28 protein-coding genes are annotated in these 23,380 nt (G+C 71.4%); 13 read left to right on the top strand and 15 right to left on the bottom strand.

What is annotated here, in order from left to right; translation table 11 throughout:
* Nucleotides 1–61: 61 nt before the first annotated feature.
* Together ACFWRO_RS19865 and ACFWRO_RS19860 are read left to right on the top strand one after the other, a co-directional pair.
* Complete coding sequence (locus tag ACFWRO_RS19865; protein WP_384511930.1) at nt 62–904, top strand: Scr1 family TA system antitoxin-like transcriptional regulator; 843 nt, start codon at nt 62–64, stop codon at nt 902–904.
* Complete coding sequence (locus ACFWRO_RS19860; RefSeq protein ID WP_384511928.1) at nt 876–1,166, top strand: DUF397 domain-containing protein; 291 nt, start codon at nt 876–878, stop codon at nt 1,164–1,166. Before ACFWRO_RS19865 ends, ACFWRO_RS19860 begins: the two co-directional genes overlap by 29 nt.
* A 63-nt stretch (nt 1,167–1,229) precedes the next feature.
* Here ACFWRO_RS19860 and ACFWRO_RS19855 read toward each other — a convergent pair whose 3' ends face one another.
* The 4 genes from ACFWRO_RS19855 to ACFWRO_RS19840 all read right to left on the bottom strand — a co-directional run bounded on the left by ACFWRO_RS19855 (nt 1,230) and on the right by ACFWRO_RS19840 (nt 4,994).
* Nucleotides 1,230–2,462, bottom strand: coding sequence for a S8 family peptidase (locus ACFWRO_RS19855; protein ID WP_384511926.1), 1,233 nt, complete (start codon nt 2,460–2,462; stop codon nt 1,230–1,232).
* A 325-nt stretch (nt 2,463–2,787) separates the two neighbouring features.
* Nucleotides 2,788–4,095 (bottom strand): PQQ-binding-like beta-propeller repeat protein, encoded by a 1,308-nt coding sequence (locus ACFWRO_RS19850; protein ID WP_384511924.1) that lies wholly within the window; start codon nt 4,093–4,095, stop codon nt 2,788–2,790.
* Nucleotides 4,096–4,173: 78 nt separating this feature from the next.
* A complete protein-coding gene (locus tag ACFWRO_RS19845) occupies nt 4,174–4,500 on the bottom strand; it encodes a hypothetical protein (RefSeq protein WP_384512071.1) in 327 nt (108 codons plus the stop codon).
* A gap of 107 nt (nt 4,501–4,607) precedes the next feature.
* Nucleotides 4,608–4,994 carry a winged helix-turn-helix transcriptional regulator gene (locus ACFWRO_RS19840; RefSeq protein ID WP_384511922.1) on the bottom strand — a complete coding sequence of 129 codons (387 nt, stop codon included), beginning with the start codon at nt 4,992–4,994 and terminating at the stop codon, nt 4,608–4,610.
* 59 nt (nt 4,995–5,053) lie between these two features.
* Between ACFWRO_RS19840 and ACFWRO_RS19835 the strand changes: the two genes are divergently transcribed.
* The 3 genes from ACFWRO_RS19835 (at nt 5,054) to ACFWRO_RS19825 (ending at nt 7,383) form a co-directional block, all read left to right on the top strand.
* Complete coding sequence (locus ACFWRO_RS19835; protein ID WP_384511920.1) at nt 5,054–5,671, top strand: NAD(P)-dependent oxidoreductase; 618 nt, start codon at nt 5,054–5,056, stop codon at nt 5,669–5,671.
* Entirely contained in the window at nt 5,668–6,135 is a 468-nt protein-coding gene (locus ACFWRO_RS19830; RefSeq protein ID WP_384511918.1) for a nitroreductase/quinone reductase family protein, read from the top strand. Before ACFWRO_RS19835 ends, ACFWRO_RS19830 begins: the two co-directional genes overlap by 4 nt.
* Nucleotides 6,136–6,291: 156 nt before the next feature.
* Nucleotides 6,292–7,383 carry an SGNH/GDSL hydrolase family protein gene (locus ACFWRO_RS19825; protein ID WP_384511916.1) on the top strand — a complete coding sequence of 364 codons (1,092 nt, stop codon included), beginning with the start codon at nt 6,292–6,294 and terminating at the stop codon, nt 7,381–7,383.
* A gap of 65 nt (nt 7,384–7,448) precedes the next feature.
* On the opposite strand, the gene ACFWRO_RS19820 is transcribed toward ACFWRO_RS19825, so the two are convergent.
* Nucleotides 7,449–8,087 (bottom strand): hypothetical protein, encoded by a 639-nt coding sequence (locus ACFWRO_RS19820; protein WP_384511914.1) that lies wholly within the window; start codon nt 8,085–8,087, stop codon nt 7,449–7,451.
* Between the two features lie 17 nt (nt 8,088–8,104).
* Nucleotides 8,105–8,458, bottom strand: coding sequence for a hypothetical protein (locus ACFWRO_RS19815; protein WP_384511912.1), 354 nt, complete (start codon nt 8,456–8,458; stop codon nt 8,105–8,107).
* A gap of 87 nt (nt 8,459–8,545) precedes the next feature.
* Between ACFWRO_RS19815 and ACFWRO_RS19810 the strand changes: the two genes are divergently transcribed.
* A complete protein-coding gene (locus tag ACFWRO_RS19810) occupies nt 8,546–9,139 on the top strand; it encodes a TetR/AcrR family transcriptional regulator (RefSeq protein WP_384511910.1) in 594 nt (197 codons plus the stop codon).
* Nucleotides 9,140–9,165: 26 nt separating this feature from the next.
* Here the strand turns inward: ACFWRO_RS19810 and ACFWRO_RS19805 are convergent, their stop codons facing one another.
* Together ACFWRO_RS19805 and ACFWRO_RS19800 are read right to left on the bottom strand one after the other, a co-directional pair.
* Nucleotides 9,166–10,002, bottom strand: a complete 837-nt coding sequence (locus ACFWRO_RS19805) for a tetratricopeptide repeat protein (protein ID WP_384511908.1) — start codon at nt 10,000–10,002, stop codon at nt 9,166–9,168.
* A gap of 20 nt (nt 10,003–10,022) precedes the next feature.
* Nucleotides 10,023–11,024 (bottom strand): GNAT family N-acetyltransferase, encoded by a 1,002-nt coding sequence (locus ACFWRO_RS19800; RefSeq protein WP_384511906.1) that lies wholly within the window; start codon nt 11,022–11,024, stop codon nt 10,023–10,025.
* A gap of 112 nt (nt 11,025–11,136) precedes the next feature.
* Here ACFWRO_RS19800 and fdxA point away from each other — a divergent pair, with 112 nt between their 5' ends.
* Together fdxA and ACFWRO_RS19790 are read left to right on the top strand one after the other, a co-directional pair.
* Entirely contained in the window at nt 11,137–11,457 is a 321-nt protein-coding gene (fdxA, locus tag ACFWRO_RS19795; RefSeq protein WP_003985062.1) for a ferredoxin, read from the top strand.
* Between the two features lie 121 nt (nt 11,458–11,578).
* Nucleotides 11,579–12,691: a bifunctional succinyldiaminopimelate transaminase/glutamate-prephenate aminotransferase gene (locus ACFWRO_RS19790; protein WP_384511904.1), complete on the top strand. Its 1,113-nt coding sequence runs from the start codon at nt 11,579–11,581 to the stop codon at nt 12,689–12,691.
* 106 nt (nt 12,692–12,797) lie between these two features.
* On the opposite strand, the gene ACFWRO_RS19785 is transcribed toward ACFWRO_RS19790, so the two are convergent.
* Together ACFWRO_RS19785 and ACFWRO_RS19780 are read right to left on the bottom strand one after the other, a co-directional pair.
* Complete coding sequence (locus ACFWRO_RS19785) at nt 12,798–13,214, bottom strand: ATP-binding protein (protein WP_384511902.1); 417 nt, start codon at nt 13,212–13,214, stop codon at nt 12,798–12,800.
* A gap of 324 nt (nt 13,215–13,538) precedes the next feature.
* Nucleotides 13,539–14,525, bottom strand: a complete 987-nt coding sequence (locus ACFWRO_RS19780; RefSeq protein ID WP_384511900.1) for a hypothetical protein — start codon at nt 14,523–14,525, stop codon at nt 13,539–13,541.
* A 29-nt stretch (nt 14,526–14,554) separates the two neighbouring features.
* Here ACFWRO_RS19780 and dapE point away from each other — a divergent pair, with 29 nt between their 5' ends.
* Nucleotides 14,555–15,637 carry a succinyl-diaminopimelate desuccinylase gene (gene dapE / locus ACFWRO_RS19775; protein ID WP_384511898.1) on the top strand — a complete coding sequence of 361 codons (1,083 nt, stop codon included), beginning with the start codon at nt 14,555–14,557 and terminating at the stop codon, nt 15,635–15,637.
* Nucleotides 15,638–15,721: 84 nt separating this feature from the next.
* Nucleotides 15,722–16,471 (top strand): TIGR00730 family Rossman fold protein, encoded by a 750-nt coding sequence (locus tag ACFWRO_RS19770; protein WP_384511896.1) that lies wholly within the window; start codon nt 15,722–15,724, stop codon nt 16,469–16,471.
* 71 nt (nt 16,472–16,542) lie between these two features.
* Here the strand turns inward: ACFWRO_RS19770 and folP are convergent, their stop codons facing one another.
* Nucleotides 16,543–17,403 carry a dihydropteroate synthase gene (folP, locus tag ACFWRO_RS19765; RefSeq protein ID WP_384511894.1) on the bottom strand — a complete coding sequence of 287 codons (861 nt, stop codon included), beginning with the start codon at nt 17,401–17,403 and terminating at the stop codon, nt 16,543–16,545.
* A gap of 103 nt (nt 17,404–17,506) precedes the next feature.
* On the opposite strand from folP, the gene ACFWRO_RS19760 reads away from it, so the two are divergent.
* Both ACFWRO_RS19760 and ACFWRO_RS19755 read left to right on the top strand, forming a co-directional pair.
* Entirely contained in the window at nt 17,507–17,860 is a 354-nt protein-coding gene (locus ACFWRO_RS19760; protein ID WP_384511892.1) for a DivIVA domain-containing protein, read from the top strand.
* Nucleotides 17,857–18,441 carry a DNA-3-methyladenine glycosylase I gene (locus ACFWRO_RS19755; RefSeq protein ID WP_384511890.1) on the top strand — a complete coding sequence of 195 codons (585 nt, stop codon included), beginning with the start codon at nt 17,857–17,859 and terminating at the stop codon, nt 18,439–18,441. Before ACFWRO_RS19760 ends, ACFWRO_RS19755 begins: the two co-directional genes overlap by 4 nt.
* Nucleotides 18,442–18,493: 52 nt before the next feature.
* Here ACFWRO_RS19755 and ACFWRO_RS19750 read toward each other — a convergent pair whose 3' ends face one another.
* The 3 genes from ACFWRO_RS19750 to ACFWRO_RS19740 form a co-directional block, all read right to left on the bottom strand.
* Nucleotides 18,494–19,723: an FG-GAP-like repeat-containing protein gene (locus tag ACFWRO_RS19750; RefSeq protein WP_384511888.1), complete on the bottom strand. Its 1,230-nt coding sequence runs from the start codon at nt 19,721–19,723 to the stop codon at nt 18,494–18,496.
* 32 nt (nt 19,724–19,755) lie between these two features.
* Nucleotides 19,756–21,003 carry an FG-GAP-like repeat-containing protein gene (locus ACFWRO_RS19745; protein WP_384511886.1) on the bottom strand — a complete coding sequence of 416 codons (1,248 nt, stop codon included), beginning with the start codon at nt 21,001–21,003 and terminating at the stop codon, nt 19,756–19,758.
* A 172-nt stretch (nt 21,004–21,175) separates the two neighbouring features.
* A complete protein-coding gene (locus ACFWRO_RS19740; protein WP_384511884.1) occupies nt 21,176–21,979 on the bottom strand; it encodes an enoyl-CoA hydratase/isomerase family protein in 804 nt (267 codons plus the stop codon).
* Between the two features lie 313 nt (nt 21,980–22,292).
* Here ACFWRO_RS19740 and ACFWRO_RS19735 point away from each other — a divergent pair, with 313 nt between their 5' ends.
* Complete coding sequence (locus ACFWRO_RS19735; protein ID WP_006346801.1) at nt 22,293–22,460, top strand: DUF3117 domain-containing protein; 168 nt, start codon at nt 22,293–22,295, stop codon at nt 22,458–22,460.
* 166 nt (nt 22,461–22,626) lie between these two features.
* On the opposite strand, the gene ACFWRO_RS19730 is transcribed toward ACFWRO_RS19735, so the two are convergent.
* Nucleotides 22,627–23,292: an O-methyltransferase gene (locus ACFWRO_RS19730; RefSeq protein WP_384511882.1), complete on the bottom strand. Its 666-nt coding sequence runs from the start codon at nt 23,290–23,292 to the stop codon at nt 22,627–22,629.
* Nucleotides 23,293–23,380 lie beyond the last annotated feature (88 nt).

Raw genomic sequence — 23,380 nt, 5'->3', positions numbered from 1 at the left:
CACGTTACGCTCGACAGGGGTTTGCACGTGACAACGCGACCAGCACGTCGGGGGGTTGGCGATGGCGATCGAGGACAATCCGGAGACCCGTCGAAAATACGGTGAAGAGCTGAAACGCCGAAGGGAAGCGGCGAGCCTCACCCAGGAGCAGCTGAGCGAGGTCGCGATCATCTCGCGCACGCACCTGGCCCACATGGAGGCAGGCCGCCGCCGCCCGAACGCCGAGGACGCCCGCCGCCTGGACCGCGCGCTGAACCCGGGCGACGACTTCTTCGAACGCTTCCTGCCGGCGCTTGACGGCAAGAAGGTGGCGGAGCACTTCGCGGAGGCGCTGGAGTTCGAGGGCCAGGCGACGACGATCCGGGTCTTCGGACCGAAGATCGTGCCGGGCGTCCTGCAGACGCCCGCCTACGCCAGGGAGGTCCTGAACTCGGGCTCGTCACCGAAGAGCGACGAGGAACGTGACCGGCTTTTCGTCACACGGCTGGAGCGGGCCCGGATACTGGAGAACTTCGACTCGCCGGTGGTGTGGGTGATCCTGGACGAGGCCGTGTTGCGTCAGCACATCGGTGGTCCTGCGGTGATGTGCGAGCAGCTCCGGCACATCGTCGAGCTGGGTGAGAGCCGCCGAGTCCGGGTGCACGTACTGCCGTTCACGGTCGGCTACCACGCCTTGATGGAAGGCGTCGTCTCGCTCATGTGGTTCAAGGATCAGCCCCCGATCGCCTACGTCGAAGGGCTCAAGTCCGGTCGGGTTTGGGAGACTCCGTCCGTAGTACGGGAATGCCAGGTGGCCTACGATCAGGCCTTGGGCGACGCGCTGTCCCACCGCGAGTCGCTGGCTCTGATCAGGTCCGTCGCGGAGGAATACGAGCATGCAACACGCACTGACCAGCATCCCTGACGCGTCGGTCCTCCCCGCCTGGCGCAAGTCCTCCTACAGCGGTGGGAGCAGCGGCGAATGCCTGGAAGTCAGCGACGCGTGGCGCAAGTCTTCCTACAGCGGCGGCGAGAGCGGCGACTGCCTCGAAGTCAACGACGCCGCATGCCCCGCCCACGTCCCCGTCCGGGACAGTAAGAACCCCACCGGCCCCGCCCTCCTCTTCCCCGCCGCCGCCTGGTCGGCGTTCGTCGACGGGGTCAAGGGGGCACTGGGGCATCGCTGACACGGCCGGGTTCTGGGACCGGACGTGGGGTGGGGTGTCCCACGGCCGGTACCGGTATCGGTGTCAGAGGCCGCCGGTGTACAGGAGATTGTCCGGGGCCAGCTCGTTAGTGCCCAGGCCCTGGATGACGCCCTTCGTGGTGTTGTCATCGAGCCAGGCGACAAGGTCTTCCGGGGTGGCGGCGGGGGTCGTCTCCAGGTAGAGCGCGGCAACGCCGGCGGTGAAGGCGGCGGAGAACGCGCTGCTGGTCGCCGTGAGAGTGCCGCCGTTGAGCTTGGCGGTCACGATGTCCTTCCCGGGAGCGAAGAAGGTTAGGCATTCTCCGAGCTTGCTGACTTCGGACACGTCGTCGTTGCTGGCGCTGGCACCGACGACGACCACCCGTGCCGCGCTGGCCGGCGAGAAGTCGCAGGCGTCGGCGCTGCCAAGCGCTTTGTGCCCCGCGTCGACGACGGGCAGCAGCCCTGCGGCGCTGACCGCTTCTGCGGCGGCGTTCAGGGCGGCCGACTTCGGCGAGCTGATGGAGATGTCGACGACTGCCGGCTTGACGGCGTTCTTGGCGACCCAGTCGAGGCCGGCGATCACACCGGCGTCCGTCCCCACGTTGTCGCAGCCCGTGACCCTGACGCTGACGAGCTTGGCCTGAGTGGCCACACCGTAGTTCGCGCCGCCCACTGAAGCCGCGATCGCGGTACCGGTGCCCTGGCAGTCCTGGCCGTCGCCGCCGTCCTCCATCGCGTCGAAGCCGCGAACGGCCCGGCCGCCGAACTCACTGTGCGCGAAGTCGATGCCGGAGGAGACGATGTACACGCTGACACCCGTCCCGGTGTGGGTGGTGTTGAACTGACCGTCCAGCGGCAGCGCAGTCTGGTCGATCCGGTCCAGGCCCCAGGTCCCGGCAGCGGCCCGCCGGGCCGATCCACCCGCGGACGGCACTGCGGAGCGCGGTGCGCCGGCAGCCGCGTCCGTCTCCACCGCCTCCACCGCGGCCTGCGCGCGGACCCTGCGCAGCTGCTGCTCGTCGAGTCGGGCGGCGAAGCCGTTCAGAGCGGTGCGGTAGACGAACTGCGGGGTCACGCCCACGGTGCGAAGAACGGTGTCCGGGTCGGTGCCCTTCTTCACGGTCACGATGTAGCGGTCCGCCAGCGCGCCGGCGATGCGGTGCAGGGGCGCCTGGCCCACGGCGCCACGGACGGCGGCTGCCTCCAGCCCGGCCTGCGCCGAAGCGGTAGGCCCCAACACCAGGGGAACGAGTAGAAGGGCGGCGAGGGAAACGTAGCGTACGGGCAAGCGCATGCGGCACTCCGATCAGAGGCGGGGGAAGGGCCGCGCGGGGGACATGACAGCCCGGGAACCACGCGCCCACCAGCTACTTCGGACCCGACACGTCCAGCCTTGAGTAATCCCGGCCGGTTGACCTGGTCGGACTTCGGTTGCACCCACGGACGATGGTGGGCCACCGTCACCGCGCTCCCGACGATCATGGGCAGCCGCGGGCTGGCACCTGCGGTGGGGTGGGGTGGCGATGTGCGTTCGGCGCTGTCACCTTCGCCCAGTGGCGCGTGCAGACCGTCCTTCACCCAGCCCGTCCGCGCCAGTGCCGTCGACCCCACCGGCTCGGTCAACGCGTGGCGCGGAGGACGTCGACCATGCCCCGCTTCTCGTACAACAGCCCCACGTACGTGGTGGCCAGCAGGGGTGCGTAGCCGGGATCGGTGGCCTTGTCGGCCCCGGTCGCCCCGTCAAGGACGATCGGCGCGTTCGTACCGTCGTTGAAGGTCGCGTAGACCACCCCGTGGAACGCGGACTGCAGTTCCATCGGCCTTCGTGTCGAGTCGTCCGACGGCCCGCCCACGCGCCAGAGGCGCTTTCCGGCCCGGTCGTACGCGGAGATCTCCGCGCTCCTGCTCGTGTGGGCGGCGCAGAACGTTGTCTTGAGCTGGTCGTCCACACACTTCACGATCTGGTGCTCCGGCTCGCCGAAGCCCTCGTACTCCAAGTCCTTGCCGGTCGCGCTGTCGACCACCGCCCGGCCCTCCAGGGCCGCCCTCCAGGCCCGGCCCTCCGGGGCCGCCACCCAGACCCGGTCCGGCGCGAAGGCCTTGACCGTCCAGTCCTCGCCGACCTTCATCCCCCTCCAGAGGTCCCGCCCGGTCGCGCCGTCGACGGCTCCCAACGTGAGGGCATCGTCGGCTGCCCCGTGATGCCGGCCGTGGACACGCGCGCCCTGGACCAGCTGCGCCTTGAAGGAGTCCTTGCGCCAGGTCTCCTTGTGGGTGACGAGGTCGATCCCGTACGTCACGGGGTGCCGGTCCTTGCCGTGGGACACGACGACCGCCGTACGGCCGACGACCCCGGCGACGTAGGTGACCAGGTACAGGTTCGGGTCGTCGGCCTTGGGCAGGTCCCACTTCGTGCGCCACGCCTCCTGGCCGCTGTCGGCGTCCATCGCGACCACTTCGACGCCGATGCTCTTGGTGCTGAGACCGAATCCCTTCGTGCTGGTGGGGAAGGCGGCGACCGCGTACCGCTTGCCGTCGACCGTGCCGAGGCCGGGGGCGTGCGGGACCGTCTTGTAGGTGCCGTCGTATTCGGGCAGATGGGTCCAGGAGTGCCCCGCCCTGAGGGTTCCGATCTCCTTGTCGCCCGCGAGGTCCCAGGCGGCGAGCCTCCCGGGGGCGACGTAGTACGCCTTCAGCCCGTCGAGGGCGACGGTCTCCAGTCCGGGTGCGGCGAAGAGGCCGTGACGCTCGAACCGGGTGGGCGGGTCGTACGCGGTGAGCGAGCCGGGCGGGGCCCCGTCCGCAGTGGGAGTGGGGTGCGCGGACGGCTTGTCGCCACCGGCCCCGTCCCCGTCACCACCGCCGCCGCAGGCGGCGAGCAGGGCGAGCAGCACGGCGGCGCTGACGGCACGTAAGGACAAGGACAAGGACAAGGATGTGGTGTGGCGCATCGGACTCCCCCAACTCCGGCCCCAGTAGGTGTAACTGATGCTACTTCCGGGGTTCTACGCGACGCCTGGGCCGGGCTCCTCCAGGAAGCGCAGCAGCACGGCGGCCTCCGCGCGGAGACGCTCGGCGCGGTCGGCGTGGGCGGGGGCGGTCAGTTGGTCGGCGGCTTCCAGGCGCTCGGCGGCCTCGGCGCGGACCATCTCCGCCACGGTGCCCTCGCTCAGCTCCTGCCGTACCGCCTCCGTCGCCCCGGCACCGACCGGCGCGTTCTCCAGGGCCACGCCCTTGAGCGCGGCCTCGTCCAGGGGCACCGCCTCGGCGTTGTCCAGGGCGGAGAGGGTCGTGCGCAGGGCGCTCACCGCGGCCTTGTCGCGGGCGCGCATCGCGTCGGGCAGGGCTTGTTGCATACGGAGACGTAGAGACATGTCGCGACCCTATGGGGGCATCTCGGGCCCCACAACGCGATATGGGGCAGGCTGAGCTGGAACCGTCAGCTCACGCTCCGCTCCTGCGTCTCGATCAGCTCGTCCCAGTGGTCCCGCGTCCATTCGCAGGCCGCGTCCAGCGGGCCCAGCAGGCCGCGGCCCAGGGGAGTCAGGGCGTACTCGACGTGGCGCTGAGGGCCGCCCTCGTACTCCTCCCGTACGACGAAACCGTCCTGCTCCAGCCTGCGCAGCGACGCGGTCAGCGACTTGGCCGTGATGCCGCGCAGCGGGACCTTGAGCTCGGAGAACCGGCGCGGGCCCTCCTCCAGGCAACGCAGGATCAGCGTGGCCCACTTGTCGCCCACGCGGAACGGCACCAGCGGGGACGGGCAGACGGGGTCGAACATCTCGGGGTCCAGCGGGGTGCGCACGGCTGCCGGTGTGGTCGTCATGATCCACACCGTAGGGAGGTATCCGATCGGAAACCAGCCCTCCTCCTACGCTCCGGACCATGGAGACGAAGAACAGCGGCAAGCGCAGGATCATCGTGTTCGGGGCGAGCGGCCGGGTCGGCGCGGCGGCCGTGGCGGAGGCCCGGCTGAGGGGCCACGAGGTGACCGGGGCGGGGCGGGCCGACGGGGACGTCACGGACCCGGCGGTCGTGGCGCGGCTCGCGGACGGGCACGACGCGGCGATCGTCGCCGTGTACGACTCCGGTGCGCACCCCGGGGCGTTCTTCCCCGCCGTCGCCCGCGCCCTCGTGGAGGGGCTGTCGAAGGCCGGGGTGAAGCGGCTCGTGTCGGTCGGGCTCGCGTCCGTCCTGCCCACCGCGTCCGGGGAGTTGCTGATGGACACCCCCGGGTACCCGCAGGAGTGGCGGGAGTTCTACGTCGGCCACGGCGCCGGTACGGACGCCCTGCGGGCGGCATCTGAGCCCGAGGCGCTGGACTGGGTGGTGCTGAGCCCGGCGGGGGACTTCGACCGCGAGGGCGAGCCCACCGGCGGGTACGCGGTCGCCCCGGCGGCCGCCGACAGCCGGATCACCCCGGCTGACTTCGCGCGGGCGCTGCTGGACGAGACCGAGGAGCCGGCCCTCAGCCGGGTGCACGTGGGGGTGGCCTCCGCATGACGGAATCGAGCGCGGTGACCGAGTCGAGCGCAGTGACCGAGACGACCGAGACGACCCACGACAACCCCACCCCCTGGATCGCCGACCACATCCGCCGCTTCGAGGAGACCGGCGGCAACCCCCGCCCCGGCGTGAACGACCTCCTCCTCACCACCCGGGGCCGCAAGTCCGGCCTCCTGCGGCGCACGGCGCTCGCCTACGTCCGCGCCGAGAACGGGGCGTACGTCCTGACCGCCTCCAACGCCGGCTCGGACCGTCACCCCGCCTGGTACCTGAATCTGCTGGCCACCCCGGAGGTCACCCTCCAGGTCGGCACCGCCACCCTCGCCGCGACGGCCCGCCCGGCCACCGCCGCCGATGCGGCCCGGCTGTGGCCGGTGGTCGTGGCGGCGATGCCCTCCTACGCGGAGTACCGCACCCTCACGACCCGGGAGATCCCCCTGGTCCTGGTCACCCCTGCATGATCCACGTCTGCCACGGCGCCGTCACGGTCGCGGCGACACGGTGGGGTGAATGATCACCAACACCCTCGACGACCGCGAAGGGTGACTGCTTGAGTACGGCACGTAACCGACCGCTTGGCCGGTTTCTTGACCTTTCCGTATTTCCAGGAGGGCTACGTGTTCCACCTCAAGACGTCCTTCGCGCGCAGGGTCGCGCTGGGCGCGCTCGCCGCGCTGACACTCGCGGCCGCCGTGCCGGGGGGTGCGGCCGCGGCCGCACCGGAGCCGGTGGAGTGGGTCGCGCTCGGCGACTCGTACACGGCCGGCGTGTTCGTCGGCGAACCCCGCCCGGCGCTCGGCAGCGCCGACCGGGACGGCTGCGACCGCACGGCGGGCGCGTACCCGAACCTCGTCGAGCGCAGGCTCACGACCGAGCCGCCCGGGGGCCGGCTGGTGACGCTGACCGACTTCAGCTGCGGCGGCGCCACCATCGACGAGGTCGGCACGGCCCGGCAGGCGCCCATCAGCCCGGTGCAGCCCCCCGAAGGCGGCTGGCCCTCCGTGGCCGCGCAGATCGAGCGCGCCGGGCTGAGCGAGAGCACCGACGTGGTGACGATCGGCGTCGGCGGCAACAGCCTGCCCTTCGGCAAGATCCTCACGTCGTGCCTGCTCGCCGGCATCGGTCAGCCGGACGAGGCCACCCCCTGCCGAGACTCCTACGAGGCGGGCGGCCCGTTCCTCGACCCCGAGTCGATCTACGACAAGTACGACCGGGTCACCCGGGAGTACGCCGGCATGCTGCGCACCGTGCACGAGAAGGCACCCAACGCCAAGGTCATCACGGTCGGCTACCCCACGATCGTCCCGGAGGACCCGACCACCTGTGACCGCCAGGACACCACCGAGCTGGCGGCCGACGTCACGGGCATCGGCCGGATCTCGGCCACTCACGGGGACATCGGCTGGCTGGGCGAGGTGAACACCCACCTCAACGCGATCATCGAGGCCCTCACGGAGCTGAGCGGCGACACCTACGTCGACACCGCCAGGACCAGCGTCGGCCACGATGCCTGTCAGCCCCGGGCCACGAAGTGGGTGGAGGGCGTCTGCGGCGAGGCCGGCTCGTACTGGCCGGACGAAGTCGCCGTCGGCCCGCTCAATCTGACCTGCTCCGACGGCAACCGGGCCACGCTCGTCCACCCCAACGCCGCCGGCCACGCCAACACCGCCACCCTGGTCGAAGCCGCCGTCCGCGGGGCTCTGACCTGACCTGATCGCGCCGCCCCGCCGCCCCCTGCCCCCAGCGGGCCGGGAGTGGCGGGGCGGTGCCATGCCTAGGTCAGCGCCGCCTCGATCCGGGCGGCGAGGGTGAGGACCGCCTCCGCGCCGAGGGACCAGCCGCCGGTGGTCTGCCGGTGCAGCGTGCGGGCCAGGAGCAGCCCGCCCTCCGGCTGTGGCTCGACGGTCAGGAGCCGGTCCACGGTCCACTGGTGGTTGAAGTCCGGGCCCGCGACGGTGGTGGACACCTGGTCGGCCAGGGTGAGGAGTTCGGGGTCGGAGTTGAGCCGGCGTGCCGTCGCCGGGTCGCCTTCGAAGCCGGTCGGGTTGCCACGCCGGCGTTCGCCCAGGGCGACGGGGCCCGGGAGCGGGGTGGTGAGCGGCACCGCGTACTGGAGCAGGCCCAGGCCGAAGCTGCGCCGGATCGCCCGGCCGGTCAGGACGGAGGCGCGCAGCTCGAAGGGTCTGGGTGCCTGGGCGTCCACGTACACGAAGCAGTGGGTCAGGGCCGGCATCCCGCTGAACCGCTCACGGGGCGGCAGCAGGCTCCCGGCCGGGACGCCTTCGCTGTCGCCCGCGAGGACGTGGGTGGGCGGCGGGCCCGGGAGACCGAGTTCGGTGGTGAGGACGCGGGAGATGTCGGCGGACACGACGGCGGAGTCCCGGCTCCGGCCGGTCCAGGTGGCGATGGCCATGGCGAGTCTCTCCGTACTCAGACCGAGCCTGCGCGGCTGCGGAGTTCCTCCTGGCGGCGCAGTGCCGACTGCCGTTCGCCCTGGAACCGGCCGACGCGGGCCTGGGTGAGCGCGGTCCAGTGGTCGACGGCCTCGCCGGCGTGGAAGAGCGCGTCGGTGAGGCGGCCCTGGGCGGCCAGTTCGTCCCGCTCGCGGTCGGCCTCCTCGGCGTGCCGCAGCAGCGCCTGCGTGGGGTCCTCGGTCGAGGTCTGGTTCGCCTCGGCGCGGGCGACCTGCCGTCGTCGGCGCGCGACGCTCGCGTAGCCGACGAGGGCTACGAGGCCACCCGTGATGGCGCCGGAGACGAGCTTCATCATCAGATCATCATCCATGGCCGCAGTATGGATCGGCGGGGCCTGGTTTTGGAGATTGTTTCTAGAAAAAAGTTCGAGTTTTTCACGCCTGCCTATACTCCCACCATGGCAAAGCAGTCCCGTGGCGAGGCCACTGTCGAAAGACTCCTGGCCGCGGCACTGGAGGTGTTCGCCACGTCAGGGCAGGCCGGGTTCACCGTCAACGCGGTGACGCGGACGAGCGGGGTCAGCCTCGGCAGCCTGTACCACCACTTCGGCAGCTTCGACGGCCTGGCGGCGGCCCTCTACGGCTACTGCCTGCAGCAGACGTACACGGCGGCCCTCGGCGCCGTCGATCGCGCCAGGACCGCCCACACCGGCATCCGGGCCTTCGTGACGACGTACCTGCGCTTCATCCGGGAGAACCCGGCCGTGGCCCGCTACCTGCACGGCTCGGCGTACTCCAGCTACCTCGCCGTCGACGCCGACCGGGCCCGAGGCGTCGAACCGGACCACTTCCCCCGGCTCGCCGACCACCTGAAGCGCTGGGTCGACTCGGGCGAGATCGCCCCGCTGCCCGGCCCGCTCCTGGAGGTCCTGATCATCGGCCCGGTCGCGGTGGCCGCCCACCGCTGGCTCGCCACCCCGGAGGACATCGACCTCAACCAGGCGACCCGGGTCCTGTCGGACCGCATCTGGGCGTCCGTACGGGCCGACTAGGGCACGGACCGACTAGGGGGCTCTCGTCAGTTCAGCAGCGCCCGCGCCGCCTGGGCGCGGTTGCGGATCGAGGCCGCGGCGCTGGGTTCGACCGCGTCCACGACCGAGGCGTACGCCTCCATCTCCGCCGCCCCCGCCTGGAACTCGCCGCGCTGCACCAGCAGCTCCGCGTGCTCGTAGCGCAGCCGGGCCGGGTGGGAGGGGAGGAGCAGGGACAGTTCCACCGCCCACAGCGCCACGCTCGACCGCTCCGGGCGGGGCGCCGCCCAGGCGCGGATGTTGTTGAGGATGCGCAGGACGATGTCCAGCGAGTCCGCCGGGCGGAGCATCGAGGGTTCGAGGGGCTCGCCCGTCGCGCCCGCGACCAGCAACTCCGCGTCGACACCGGTCATCGGCCGGCCGCCCGCGAAGGGGTCCGCGAAGACCTGGGCCGCCGGGTCGCCGAAGCCGATCACGAAGTGGCCCGGCAGGCCGAGGCCGTACACCGGGGCGCCGGCGCGGCGCGCCACCTCCATCCAGACGACGGACAGCAGGATCGGCAGCCCGCGCCGGCGCCGCAGCACCTCGTGCAGCAGCGAGGACTCAAGACGCTGGTAGTCGGCCGGGACGCCCTGGAACTCGTACCGTCCGCCGAGCACTCGCTCCAGCGCGGCCACCCAGTCGGCGGGGTCGTGCATGCCGTACGGCAGCTCACCGGCCAGCCGGTCGAGCTCGATCTCCGCCGCGTCCAGGTCGGCCTCGCGCAGGCCGTCGTCCGCCACCGCCCCGATCAGCAGACAGAGCCGTGCGAGGTCCGGGCGCCGCGCACGGGCCTCCTCCGCGAACTCACGCCGCCAGTCGGTCACGCCGTTCACCTCGCTCATGCCGTCGTGCCTTCATGACCTCACGCCTCTGTGGGGCGGTAGTGGTGGTAGTGGTGATGGACCGCGAAGCCCATCCCCTCGTACAGCGCCCGGGCCCCGTCGTTCTCCTTCTCCACCTGGAGCCAGGCCGCCGACGCGCCCTCGTCGAGGGCCTGCCGGGCGAGCGCCGCCATCACGGCCGTGGCCAGGCCCTGACGCCGCTGCTCGGGGTCGACCTCCACCGCCATGAACCCGGCCCAGCGGCCGTCGACCACACACCGTCCGATCGCCGCCGGTATGTCTCCCGTGCCCGGTACGGACGCGAACCACACACTCGGGCCGCCGGCCAGGACGCTCAGCACATGGGGCCCGACCACACCGGACCGGTTGTAGCGGCGCAGCCACGCCTCGTCCACGCTCCGCGCGAGCCGGACCCGCGAGACGTCCGCGTCCAGGTCACCGACCGGGGCGAGGCCCCCGATCCGTACCTCCGCAGTGACCTCCGACCGCCAGCCGTGCCGCTCGAGATCGGCGCAGAGGAGTTCCTGCGTACCCTCGGCGCCCGTCGCCGTCTGGATGTACGGAGGGAGGTCCCGCTTCTCGTACCAGTCGCGCACGCGCGCGAGGGCGGCGTCCATCGGAAGGCCGGGGTCACCGAGCGGCAGCACCGAGTTCGCCCGCCGCGTGAAGCCGCCCGAGGCCCGCAGCGTCCACTCGCCGAGCGCCTCGCTCTCCACCGGCGGCCAGCCGCGCGCCATCGCCCGCGCCAGCTCCTCGAAGGAGGTGGCGGGACCGCGCCTGCGGGCGGGGGCGGAGGGGACGACCTTGCCCGCGACCAGGGCGGAATCCAGGATTCGGACGGCTTCACCGGTCTTGCGTGTGATCAAGACCACACCATGATCCCAGGATGTGAGAACTCCGACCGCGTCGGTGAATTTCCCCCCGGGGTCACCCGCCTCCGTCACGTACCGAACTGAGACACGTTTTCCCACGTCAGCGTGGGTAATACGCACCTCAAGGCGCCCTCCAGCGGTGAATTCCACAGGTTCTCCGCCCCTCCTGTTCGGATCGTCCCCAAGAACGGAGATACTAGGGGCGGGCATCGACGACGCCGCGCTCCCGCGCAGACCAGCCCTACCGAGGAGGAACGACAGCGTGACCTACGTCATCGCGCAGCCTTGTGTCGACGTCAAGGACAAGGCATGCATCGAGGAGTGCCCCGTCGACTGCATCTACGAGGGCTCCCGGTCCTTGTACATCCACCCGGACGAATGCGTCGACTGTGGTGCTTGTGAGCCGGTGTGCCCGGTCGAGGCCATCTTCTACGAGGACGACACCCCCGAGGAGTGGAAGGACTACTACAAGGCGAACGTCGAGTTCTTCGACGAGCTCGGTTCGCCCGGTGGTGCCTCCAAGCTCGGCCTGATCGAGCGCGACCACCCCTTCATCGCCGCCCTGCCGCCGCAGAACGGCTGATCGAACCGTCCTCGGTCCCGTACAGCCACGCCCGCCGGCGCGCTGTACGGGACCGACGCGTTTGACGACGCGATTTCCGTACGATTTCCGTACGTACGAGTACGAGGAAGTGAGCCAACTCGTGAGCGCAGTCCCGGGCGCCGTCTCTTCGCGCCTCCCCGCCTTCCCCTGGGACAAGCTGGAGCCGTACAAGAAGACGGCGGTCGCCCACCCGGACGGCATCGTGGACCTGTCCGTGGGCACCCCGGTCGACCCCGTCCCCGCGCTGATCCAGCGGGCCCTCGTGGCGGCGGCGGACTCGCCCGGCTATCCCACGGTGTGGGGCACCACCGAGCTGCGGGACGCGCTCACCGGCTGGTGCGAGCGGCGCCTCGGCGCGGTCGGGTTCACCCACCACAACGTGCTGCCGGTCGTCGGCTCCAAGGAGCTGGTCGCCTGGCTGCCGACGCAGCTCGGCCTCGGCGCGGGTGACCAGGTCGCGTACCCGCGCCTCGCCTACCCGACGTACGAGGTCGGCGCCCGGCTCTGCGGCGCGGAGCCCGTCGTCTACGACGACCCAACCACCGACCTGGACCCGGCGCGGATCAAGCTCCTGTGGCTCAACTCGCCCTCCAACCCCACCGGCAAGGTCCTCGGCAAGGACGAGCTGACCCGGATCGTGGCCTGGGCGCGCGAGCACGGCATCCTCGTCTTCGCCGACGAGTGCTACCTGGAGCTGGGCTGGGAGGCCGACCCGGTCTCGGTCCTGCACCCGGACGTCTGCGGCGGTACGTACGAGGGCATCGTCGCCGTCCACTCGCTCTCCAAGCGCTCGAACCTGGCGGGCTACCGCGCCGCGTTCATCGCGGGCGACGCGGCCGTCCTCGGCGAGCTGCTCCAGATCCGCAAGCACGGCGGCATGATGACGGCCGCGCCCGTGCAGGCGGCGACGGTCGCCGCGCTCGGCGACGACGCGCACGTCGCGGAGCAGCGCGAGCGGTACGCGGCGCGGCGCGCGGCGCTGCGGACGGCGCTCGAGGCGCACGGCTTCCGCATCGAGCACAGCGAGGCGAGCCTCTACCTGTGGGCGACCCGCGACGAGCCGTGCTGGGAGACGGTGGCGTACCTGGCCGACAAGGGCATCCTGGTCGCGCCCGGCGACTTCTACGGGACGGCGGGGGAGCGGTTCGTCCGGGTGGCCTTCACGGCGACAGACGAGCGGGTCGAGGCGGCGGTCAAGCGGCTGGCGTCCTGAGGCACGACGGGTCGAAGTACGACGTTCTGAAGCACGACGTCCTGAAGCACGACGGGAAGGGCCCGGGGAGCACAAGCTCCCCGGGCCCTTCCCGTACGTCTGGGGTTCAGCCGCCGATCGGCAGGCCGCCCAGGGAGGGGACGCCGCCGCCGAGGCCGCCGGCGGACGGGGCGGTCTCGCCGACGACCTGGCCCGCGTTGCCCGCGGTCTCGCCCGCGATCTGCTGCGCGGCCGGGGTGGCGGTCTTGGTGGCCGCGCCCACGGTATTGCCGGCGGCCGGGACGGCCTTGCCGACGGCCTTGCTGCCGGTCTCGCCGACGACACCGGTGGCGGTCTGCGAGGCACCGTCGAGCGTGCTGCCGGCCCCGGCGGCGTCGAGCGAGCTGATGCCGGAGAGGGCGCCCGTGGGGGCGATGTTGTGGTCCAGGGCGCTCGCGGAGCCGGCCGCACCGACCACGGGGGCTGCTCCGGCCGCGACGATGAGGGCGGCGCGGGCGATCCGACGGGTCAGGGGGAGGGACATGGTGCTCCTTCGACGGGAGAGGACGTTCTGACGCCGTGCTCAACCGAGGCGGGGGAGGGGGAGGTTGCGGCGTTCGAAGGTAAAGCCCGTGTGATGGATCGCATTATCGGGTGGGGAGGAAAGCGGACGAACGCCCAGAAGATCCAAGCCCTGCGGAACCGTCACTCCCCTTACGGGACAAGGGGTGTGATGCCTCGGGCGGCCGGGGCCCCAAGTGCGAGCGGCGAATACCTGATCGGGTGACACCCCGCACGCGTGCCCGACGGCGATGGGACCCGTTCTGGGCCGCCCGAGCCGCGCTGCGCCGCGCCGGCTTCGCGTGGGCTACGGCTCCAGGCGGATGCGGACCTCTTCCGCGGCCGTTCCGTCCGGGGTCCTCGACTTGGTCCACTTGCCCGAGGCGTCGCTCGCGCGCCAGACCATGCCGCCGTACGAGACCTCCGCGATCCGGAGGTCGTCCGCGCGGGCCACCGCCCAGTGGGCCAGCTCCCAGCCGCGCTGGGCGCCCGTGCCCGCGGTCGCGAGGACCGGGACGGAGAGCACGGCGGTGCCGGGCTTCGCGTCCGTGCCGCCTCCGCCGCCACCGGCGTTCCGGCCGGCGCCGCCCGCGCCCGTGCTGCCGGCCGCCGTCGTCTTCGGGGCGGCCTTCTTGCCGAAGGCGCGTACCAGTTCCGTCCGTACCTGCGCCGGATCGCCCGGCCGCCTGGCCTCCGGCGGGCTCGTCGTACAGGTCAGGGCGGCCGCCGAGCGGCCGGTCAGCGCGGCCGCGAGCAGCGCAGCGTCCGGCTCGTGCTTCGCGTACGCCTGCGGGAAACCGCTCTTCTGGACCTTCTGCGCCGCCACCGTCAGGGGCAGCCGCGAGTACCCCGGGACCTTCGCGAGCCCGTCGTAGAACTTCCCCGAGGAGTACACCGGGTCCATGATCTGGTCCGGCGTCCCCCAGCCCATCGACGGCCGCTGCTGGAACAGGCCGAGGGAGTCCCGGTCGCCGTGCTCGATGTTCCGCAGCGCGGACTCCTGGATGGCCGTCGCCAGGGCGATCGTGACCGCCCGCTCCGGCATCCGCCGCGTCGTGCCCACCGCCGAGATGGTCGCCGCGTTCGCCGCCTGGTCCGGAGTGAACTCGTATGTGTTCTCGCCACTGCCCACCGTGCACATGGGCGCACCCTTGGAGCCGGTCACATGGTGCGCGCCCACATAGCCGATCAGGCCGCACAGCACGACGAAGCCCGCCGTGTACCTGCCGAGACGGCCGGTGCGGGCGGGTCGGGCGGTGCGGGGTGTACGGCTGCGCTTGGACACGGAGCCCACCGTACTGGAGGCCGGGTTAGGGTCGGCACATGGCTGACAACGCTCCCCTCGACCTCACGCTGGACGGCCCCGCGCTCACCGCCGCGCTCGTCGACTTCCCCTCGGTCAGCGGAACCGAGAAGCCGCTCGCCGACGCGATCGAGCTGGCCCTGAGGACGCTCCCGCACCTCACCGTCGACCGCTTCGGCAACAACGTCGTCGCCCGCACGAACCTCGGGCACGAGCAGCGGGTGATCCTCGCCGGTCACATCGACACCGTGCCGATCGCCGACAACGTGCCCTCGCGGCTCGACGAGAACGGCATCCTGTGGGGCTGCGGCACCTCCGACATGAAGTCGGGCGTCGCCGTCCAGCTCAAGATCGCCGCCACCGTCCCCGCGCCCAACCGCGACCTCACCTTCGTCTTCTACGACCAGGAGGAGGTCGCCGCCCACCTCAACGGCCTGGGGAAGGTCGCCGAGGCCCACCCGGACTGGCTGGAGGGCGACTTCGCGGTCCTCCTCGAAGGCTCCAACGCCGAGGTCGAGGGCGGCTGCCAGGGCACCCTGCGCGTCCTCCTGCGCACGGAGGGCGAGCGCGCCCACTCCGCGCGCTCCTGGATGGGCTCCAACGCCATCCACACCGCGGCCCCGATCCTCGCCCGCCTCGCCGCCTACGAGCCGCGCAAGCCGGTCATCGACGGCCTGGAGTACCACGAGGGCCTCAACGCCGTACGGATCGAGGGCGGCGTCGCCAACAACGTCATCCCCGACGCCTGCACGGTCACCGTCAACTACCGCTACGCCCCCGACCTCACCCCCGCCGAGGCCGAGGCGCACGTGCGCGAGGTCTTCGCCGACTGCGGAGTCACCGAGTTCGTCGTCGACGACCACAGCGGAGGCGCCCTGCCCGGCCTCTCCCACCCGGCGGCCGAGGCGTTCATGAAGGCGGTCGGCGGCACGGCCCACCCCAAGTTCGGCTGGACCGACGTGGCCCGCTTCAGCGCCCTCGGCGTCCCCGCGGTCAACTACGGCCCCGGCGACCCGATCTACGCGCACAAGGTGGACGAGCACGTCGTGGTGGAACGGATCGTTCACTGCGAGGCACGGCTCCGCGACTGGCTCACTGCCTGACAGCCGTAATTCGGCTTTTTGCCACCTCTGTGGACCTACCCTGACCGAATCAGAAGATCAGTGGATCGGTGGAGGGAGCAGGCCATGGGAATCCCCGAGGGAGCGTCGAAGCCGGAGGAGCAGCGGCTGGGACCGGTGTTGAGGCGCCGGGACCAGGTCCAGCCGGGCACCACGGATCAGCGTCTGCTGGACACCGAGGGCGACTCGGAGTGGGTGCACACCGACCCGTGGCGGGTCATGCGCATCCAGTCCGAGTTCGTCGAGGGCTTCGGCGCCCTCGCCGAACTGCCGAGCGCGATCAGCGTCTTCGGCTCGGCCCGTACGAAGCCGGACTCGCCGGAGTACGAAGCGGGCGTGCGGCTCGGCCGCGCGCTGGTCGACGCCGGCTTCGCGGTCATCACGGGCGGCGGCCCGGGCGCCATGGAGGCGGCGAACAAGGGGGCGCGGGAGGCCAAGGGCATCTCGGTCGGCCTCGGCATCGAGCTCCCCTTCGAGCAGGGGCTCAACCCGCACGTCGACATCGGCGTGAACTTCCGCTACTTCTTCGTCCGCAAGACGATGTTCGTGAAGTACGCCCAGGGCTTCGTCGTCCTCCCTGGCGGCCTCGGCACCCTGGACGAGCTCTTCGAGGCGCTCACCCTGGTCCAGACCCGCAAGGTGACCAAGTTCCCGATCGTCCTCTTCGGTACGGAGTACTGGAAGGGCCTCGTCGACTGGCTCCGCGACTCGGTCGTCGCGGGCGGCAAGGCCTCGGAGCGGGACCTCCTCCTCTTCCACGTGACGGACGACGTGGACGAGGCGGTCGCCCTGGTGACGAAGGAGACGGGGAGGTAGCAACCTCCAGCCCCGCCGGCGCTTGAGGCGCGGTTCGGGAAGGGGCGGGGAAAGCACCCGCCCCTTCCTCGTTACGCCAGCCCGCGCCGCGCCACAGCGGGCTCACGATGCCCAGCGATCGTGGCCACCATGTCGAGAACCTGCCTGGTCTCCGCCACCTCATGCACCCGATACACCTGCGCCCCCAGCCACGCCGAAACCGCCGTCGTAGCCAACGTCCCCAACACCCGCTCCTTGACCGGCCGGTCCAGCGTCTCGCCCACGAAGTCCTTGTTGGACAGGGACACGAGCACGGGCCAGCCCGTCTCCGTCATCTCCCCGAGCCGCCGGGTCGCCTCCAGGCTGTGGCGGGTGTTCTTCCCGAAGTCGTGGCCCGGGTCGATCATGATCCCGTCGCGCCGCACGCCCAGCTCGACGGCCCGCTCGGCCAGGCCCACGGTGACCCGCAGGATGTCGGCCATGACGTCCTCGTACGCGATCCGGTGCGGCCGGGTCCTCGGCTCGGCGCCGCCCGCGTGGGTGCAGACGAGACCGGCGCCGTAGCGGGCGGCGACCTCGGCGAGCCGGGGGTCGACCCCGCCCCACGCGTCGTTGAGGACGTCCGCGCCGGCCTCGCAGACCGCCTCGCCGACGTCCGCGCGCCAGGTGTCGACGCTGATGACGACGTCCGGGTGCCGGCGCCGTACCTCCGCGACGAAACCGACCGTGCGGCGCGCCTCCTCCTCCGCCGTGACCTCCTCGCCGGGGCCCGCCTTGACCCCGCCGATGTCGATGATGGCGGCGCCCTCGGCGACCGCCTGCTCGACTCGGGCGAGCGCGGGCTCGTCGCGGAAGGTGGCGCCCTGGTCGTAGAAGGAATCCGGGGTCCGGTTCACGATCGCCATGATCACCGGCTCGTGCGGCCCGAATTCACGCCGTCCCAAGCGCAGCATCCCTTTTGTCCTCCCTCGCGTCCGTTCGCCTGCGACCCTAACTGTCAGTGGCGCATGGCACGATCGGCACGGGACGATTTCCACTCCGGGGAGAGGCGCGCTGGTGTTCTGGTTTTTGCTGATCGCGATGGTCGTGGTCGTCGCCGCTGTCACCCTCGCGGTGATCGGCGGGGGCGACAGCGAGGTGCTGCCCGAGGTGGCGCCCGAGCAGTTGGTGGACCCGCTGCCGCGGACCCGCCCGGTGGACCGCGAGGACATCGAGGCGCTCCGGCTGCCGGTGACGGCGCGGGGCTACCGCATGGCGGACGTGGACGACGTCCTCGGGCGCCTGGGAGCCGAGCTCGCGGAGAGGGACGCCCGGATCGCGGACCTGGAAGCGGCGCTCGCGGGCGGGCACGGGGGCCCGGGCCCGTCGTCCGGCCCGTCGCTCCGCAAGGACGAGGGGCCGCAGCGATGACCGGCGAGGCCGTCCCGGGTCCGGACGGGCGGCTGCGCTGCCCCTGGGGCCTGTCGACCGAGGACTACGTGGCGTACCACGACGAGGAGTGGGGCCGCCCGGTCCACGGGGACGACGCGCTGTTCGAGCGGCTCTGCCTGGAGGCCTTCCAGTCCGGCCTGTCGTGGATCACGATCCTGCGCCGCCGCGAGGGCTTCCGCCGGGCCTTCGCCGACTTCGAGATCGCCTCGGTCGCCCGCTTCGGCGAGAAGGACCGGGAGCGGCTCCTCGCGGACGAGGGCATCATCCGCAACCGCGCGAAGATCGACGCGACCATGGCCAACGCCAAGGTGCTCACGGACTGGGCCCCGGGCGAGTTGGACGCCCTGATCTGGTCCCACGCCCCGGACCCGAAGACCCGCCCGGCCCCCCTGACGACCGCCGAGGTCCCGGCCGTGACGGACGAGTCGACGGCCCTCTCCAAGGCCCTCAAGAAGCGCGGCCTCCGCTTCATCGGCCCGACGACCGCCTACGCCCTGATGCAGGCCTGCGGCCTGGTCGACGACCACCTCAAGGACTGCGTGGCCCGGGGCGCCCGCTAGGGACGCCCCGGACCGGCCGACGGTCAGAAGACTCTGCCGGCGGTCAGAAGACTCAGAAGACGCGGACGCCTTCCGCGGAGTCGTAGGAGGTCAGGTGCGTCGGGGCGCCGATGCTGCCCCGGCCGTTGCCTGCGTCGACGTACAGCTCGCGGAAGTTGATCGTCCGCATGATGTCGGACAGACCGTCCCCGGTCACGTCCCCGACGCTCATGACCTCCTCGGTGGAGGCCCAGGCGTACGGCAGCTTCGTACGGGCGCCGAAGGTGCCCTTCCCGTTGCCCGGGTAGAGCCACAGCGCGCGCGAGCCGTCACGGGCGACGAGGTCGGCCTTGCCGTCCCCGTTCATGTCGCCCGGGCCCACCAGCCGGTTCATGACGTTCCAGCCGGCCCCGACCTTCTTGCGGGCACCGAACCAGCCCTTGCCGTTGCCCGGGTACGTCCAGAGCACACCGGCCGTGTCCCGGGCGACCAGGTCGCGCCGACCGTCGCCGGTGATGTCGCCGACCGCGGCGATCTCCCGCATGGTGTTCCAGCCCGCGCCGATCTTGCCGCGGGCCTTGAACGCGCCCGCGCCGTTCCCGGGGTAGATCCAGAGCACGCCGGCCTTGTCGCGGGCGAAGAGGTCCTCGTTCCCGTCACCGTTGTAGTCGCCGTGCCGGACGAGCTGGGTCATCGTGTTCCAGCCGGCGCCGATCAGCCGCCCCTTCGGCATGCCGGTGCTGCCCTTGGGGACGTAGCCGGGCAGGAACCACAACCGGCCGTCCTCCGCGCGGTGGAGCAGGTCGGGGACCCAGTTGTTGTCCAGGTCGCCGAAGGCCGTCACGGGCGTGGGCTCCGGGCGGGCGCTGGGCGCCAGCCAGTCCATCCACCCGACGCCGTAGGAGAGCTCCCAGTCGGTCCTGGCCACCCGGATCGAGCTGATCGTGTTGTCGAAGGCTCCGCCGAACGAGCCGCCGCCGAAGCTGATCGCGCCGTTGTGCGGACTGATGTGCAGCGAGTCGTTGCCGGTGTAGTTCGGGCCCGTGTGGGCGCTCGCGTACAGCGAGGAGTTGTTGACCAGCGACGAGGTCTTGTCGTTCCAGGTGCCCAGGGTGGCCTGGCTGGACGAGATGATCTTCATCTCGCCCTTGAAGTCCGGGTACTGGAAGAGGCAGAGCTTGCCCGCAGGGCAGCGGGACGAGTCGGCCGAGGCGTTCGGCGCCGCGACGACGAGGGTGGCCAGCGAGGCCACGGTGGCCAGGGCCGCGACGAGGGCGCGCCGGGGCCGAGAGGTTCCGACCATGGATCGGACTCCCTTCGATGGAGGAGTGAGGGTCAGAAGACGAAGTGGGAGGAGCGGAGCTGGGCGTACGTCTTCGGGGCCGCGAGGCTGCCGTCCGCCTTGCTGGGGTAGACCCGGAGGAACATCGAGTTGTTCCGGTCCCAGGCGTCGGTGCCCGGGCCGTGCGCGACCAGATCGGGGCGGCCGTCGCCCGTGAGGTCGCCCAAGCCGGCGAGTTCGCGCACCCCGTTCCAGCCGCCGGTGCCGATGAGCTTGCGGGCGCCGAAGGCGCCACGGCCGTTGCCCGGGTAGAGCCAGAGCTTGCCGGCCGTGTCCCGGGCCACGAGGTCGGCTCGCCCGTCGGAGTTCATGTCACCGGCGCCGACGAGCTCGTTCATGACCTTCCAGCCGGCCCCGACCTTCTGCCGAGCGCCGAACCAGCCCTTGCCGTTGCCGGGGTACGTCCACAGGACACCGGCGGTGTCGGCCGCGAGCAGGTCGGCCTTGCCGTCCCCGGTCAGGTCGCCCGCGGCGGCGATGTCCGCCATGCTGTTCCAGCCCGCGCCGATCTTGAGGCGGGACTTGAACAGGCCCTTGCCGGTGCCCGGGTAGAACCACAGGACGCCGGCCGTGTCGCGCGCGAGGACGTCCTCGGTGCCGTCGCCGTTGTGGTCACCGTGCCGGGTCAGCTTGGTCATGGTGTTCCAGCCGCCGCCGATGCGCTGCGTGAGGCCCGTGCCCTCCCACGTGTGGGTGGTCCACAGAGCGCCGAGCGCGTCACGGGTGAGCAGGTCGCCGTAGCCGTCGTTGTTGACGTCGCCGAACGCGCCGAGCGCCGACGACGAGGTGGGCCGGAGCTTCGGAGGACCGTCGTTGTACCAGCCGGGGTGCCGGCTCTCCGACCCGCAGAAGTCGTCCGCCTCCGGCCCGACGTCGATCGAGCTGGCGGCGCGGTCGAGCTGGGGATACGCGCTCTCGTCGAAGGACTCCGACATGTAGAAGTGCACGGACCCTTCGGGGGCGAAACCGGCCTCCGGATAGAAGCAGACCGCGTCCGAGCTGTAGTTCACGAAGGAGCGGACGCGGTTGTCCCAGGCGCCGAGGGAGTACATCGGCTTGGTCACGACGAGCATGTCGCCCTGGTAGAGCGGCTTGCTGAAGACGCAGACCTTGCCGTTCGGACACCGCTCCCAGCCTTCGGCCGCCTGCGCCGGGACCGTGAGGGCCGTCGCCGACAGGCCGAGCGCCAGGGCAGCGGTGAGAGCGCCGCGAACGGATCGCGACGCGGTAAGAGGACGCACGGAACCCCCCAGGTGTGTGCGTGAAGAAGATGTGCAGCACTCGAGATGAACGAGTGGTGTGCGGATCATATAGACGCGCACACCGCTCGCTCGACCGGGTTCCCGTGGGGGCTCTGGTGGGGGTTCCGGCCGGAGCTTCCGATGGGGTTCCGGTGGGGGGTTCCGGTCAGGGTCAGCGGCCGACGTACTTCGGCTTCTCCTTCGCCAGGAAGGCCTGGACCGCGATCGTGTGGTCCTCCGAGGCGCCCGCCGCCGACTGGAGTTCGTCCTCCTTCTCCAGGGCCTCCGTGAGGGAGTGGTCCGCGCCGTACGCCAGGGACGCCTTCAGAGCCGCGTACGCCACCGTCGGGCCCTCGGCCAGGGTGCGGGCGAGCTTCAGGGCCTCCTCGGCGAGGTCGGCGGCCGGGACCAGCTTGTTCGCGATGCCCAGCTCGTACGCCTCCTGCGCGGTGATCGAGCGCGGGAAGAGCAGCAGGTCGGAGGCGCGGCTCGCGCCGATGAGGCGGGGGAGCGTCCAGGACATGCCGGAGTCGGCGGTGAGCGCCACGCCCGCGAAGGAGGTGTTGAAGGAGGCGGTATCGGCCACCACCCGGTAGTCCGCCGCGAGGGCGAAGCCGAAGCCGGCCCCGGCCGCGACACCGTTCACGCCCGCCACCACCGGCTTCTTCATGCCGGTCAGCGCCCTGACGATGGGGTTGTAGTGGTCCCTGACCGTGTTCATCGTCGCCTGCGAACCGGTCTCCTTGTCCTGGAGCAGCAGGCCCACGTGCTCCTTCAGGTCCTGGCCCACACAGAACGCCCGGTCGCCCGCCGCCGTCAGCAGGACCGCCCGTACGGCCGTGTCCGCGCCCGCCGCCTCGACGGCGTCCCGCAGGGCGAGTTTCGCCTCGACGTTCATCGCGTTCATGGCCTCGGGCCGGTTGAGCGTGATCGTGGCGAGTCCGTCGGTCACTTCGTACAGCACGGTGTCGGCCATCGCGGCTTCCCTTCGCGTCTTCGCGGTCCCTGACTGGCCCAGCATGGCGGAGATCACCCCCCTCGCACATGTGACCTGCGTCAAAGTCCTGCGGGGTGGTGGCGGGGCGACGGCGGCGAAGTATCGCAGGCCGATCGCCGAAATGGACGGTTTTGAGGAAGCGCGTTGCGCAAGCGATGCAGTCCGATGTTGGTCATCGGGTCCTCCGATGCGGGATAATGACCTGGAAGCAATGTGTTCGATGCCGGTGACGTGTGCTCCCGATCAGGGGCCGTCGGCTGACGAAGAGCTGGTTTCAGGAAGGGGAACGAGCATGGCGGCCATGAAGCCGCGGACGGGCGACGGCCCGCTCGAGGTGACCAAGGAGGGGCGGGGCATCGTCATGCGCGTTCCGCTCGAAGGCGGCGGTCGGCTTGTCGTCGAGCTGACGCCGGACGAGGCCGAAGCCCTCGGCGACGCCCTGAAGCAGGTAGTCGGCTGACGCGACAAGCCAGGATTGTCCGCCCCTGCCCCGGCACGGTACCCACCGCGCCGGGGCAGGGGTGTTTCCGGGGTCGGTACGGTGCTCACACGTACGGGGGTCCTGCGGGGGCGTCAGCTGTACGGACCGTACGGTCCTGAGGGGCGTACGTACGTTGTGAGGGGCGTCAGCCCCGGCGTACCGCGCACAGCAGGCCGTCGCCGACCGGCAGCAGTGAGGGCAGCAGCTCCTGGCTCTCCCGGACCGCCCGCAGCAGCTCCCGTATCCGCAGCACCTCGGGCGGCTGGGCCGCCGAGTCGACCGTACGGCCGTCCGCGAAGACGCCCTCGAAGCAGACCAGACCCCCCGGTCGCAGCAGGCGCAACGATTCAGCGAGATAGTCCAGGCACTCCAACCGGTCGCCGTCGCAGAACACGAGGTCGTATCCGCCGTCCGCGAGCCGGGGCAGGACGTCCAGGGCGCGGCCCGGGATGAACCGCGCCCGGTTCCCCGTGAAGCCCGCCGCCCGGAACGCCGTCTTGGCGAACTGCTGGCGCTCCGGCTCCGTGTCCACGGTCGTCAGGACCCCGTCCGGCCGCATCCCCTGCAGCAGATAGATCCCGGACACGCCCGTGCCCGTACCGATTTCGGCCACCGCTTTCGCGTCCGTCGACGCGGCCAGCAGACGCAGAGCGGCGCCGGTGCCCGGCGACACCGAGGGCAGCGCTGCCTCCCGGGCCCGGTCACGGGCCCAGCGCAGCGCTTCGTCCTCGGCGACAAAGGCGTCGGCGAACGCCCAGCTCGTCGGCCGGTTGGCGGTAATGGCCCTCTCCTGTCCCCGTAGTTGGCGCAACGGTGACTGTATCCGCTGGACCCGGGAACCCGCAGATGGGACCGCGCGTTCACAGGGGGAAGAACGCGCACGAGGGGCAGTCGGGAGA

Source organism: Streptomyces sp. NPDC058579 (assembly GCF_042718575.1).
Classification (GTDB): Bacteria; Actinomycetota; Actinomycetes; order Streptomycetales; family Streptomycetaceae; genus Streptomyces.
The sequence above is the reverse complement of the archived record's forward strand: the minus strand, read 5'-3'. Positions and strand labels throughout refer to the sequence as shown.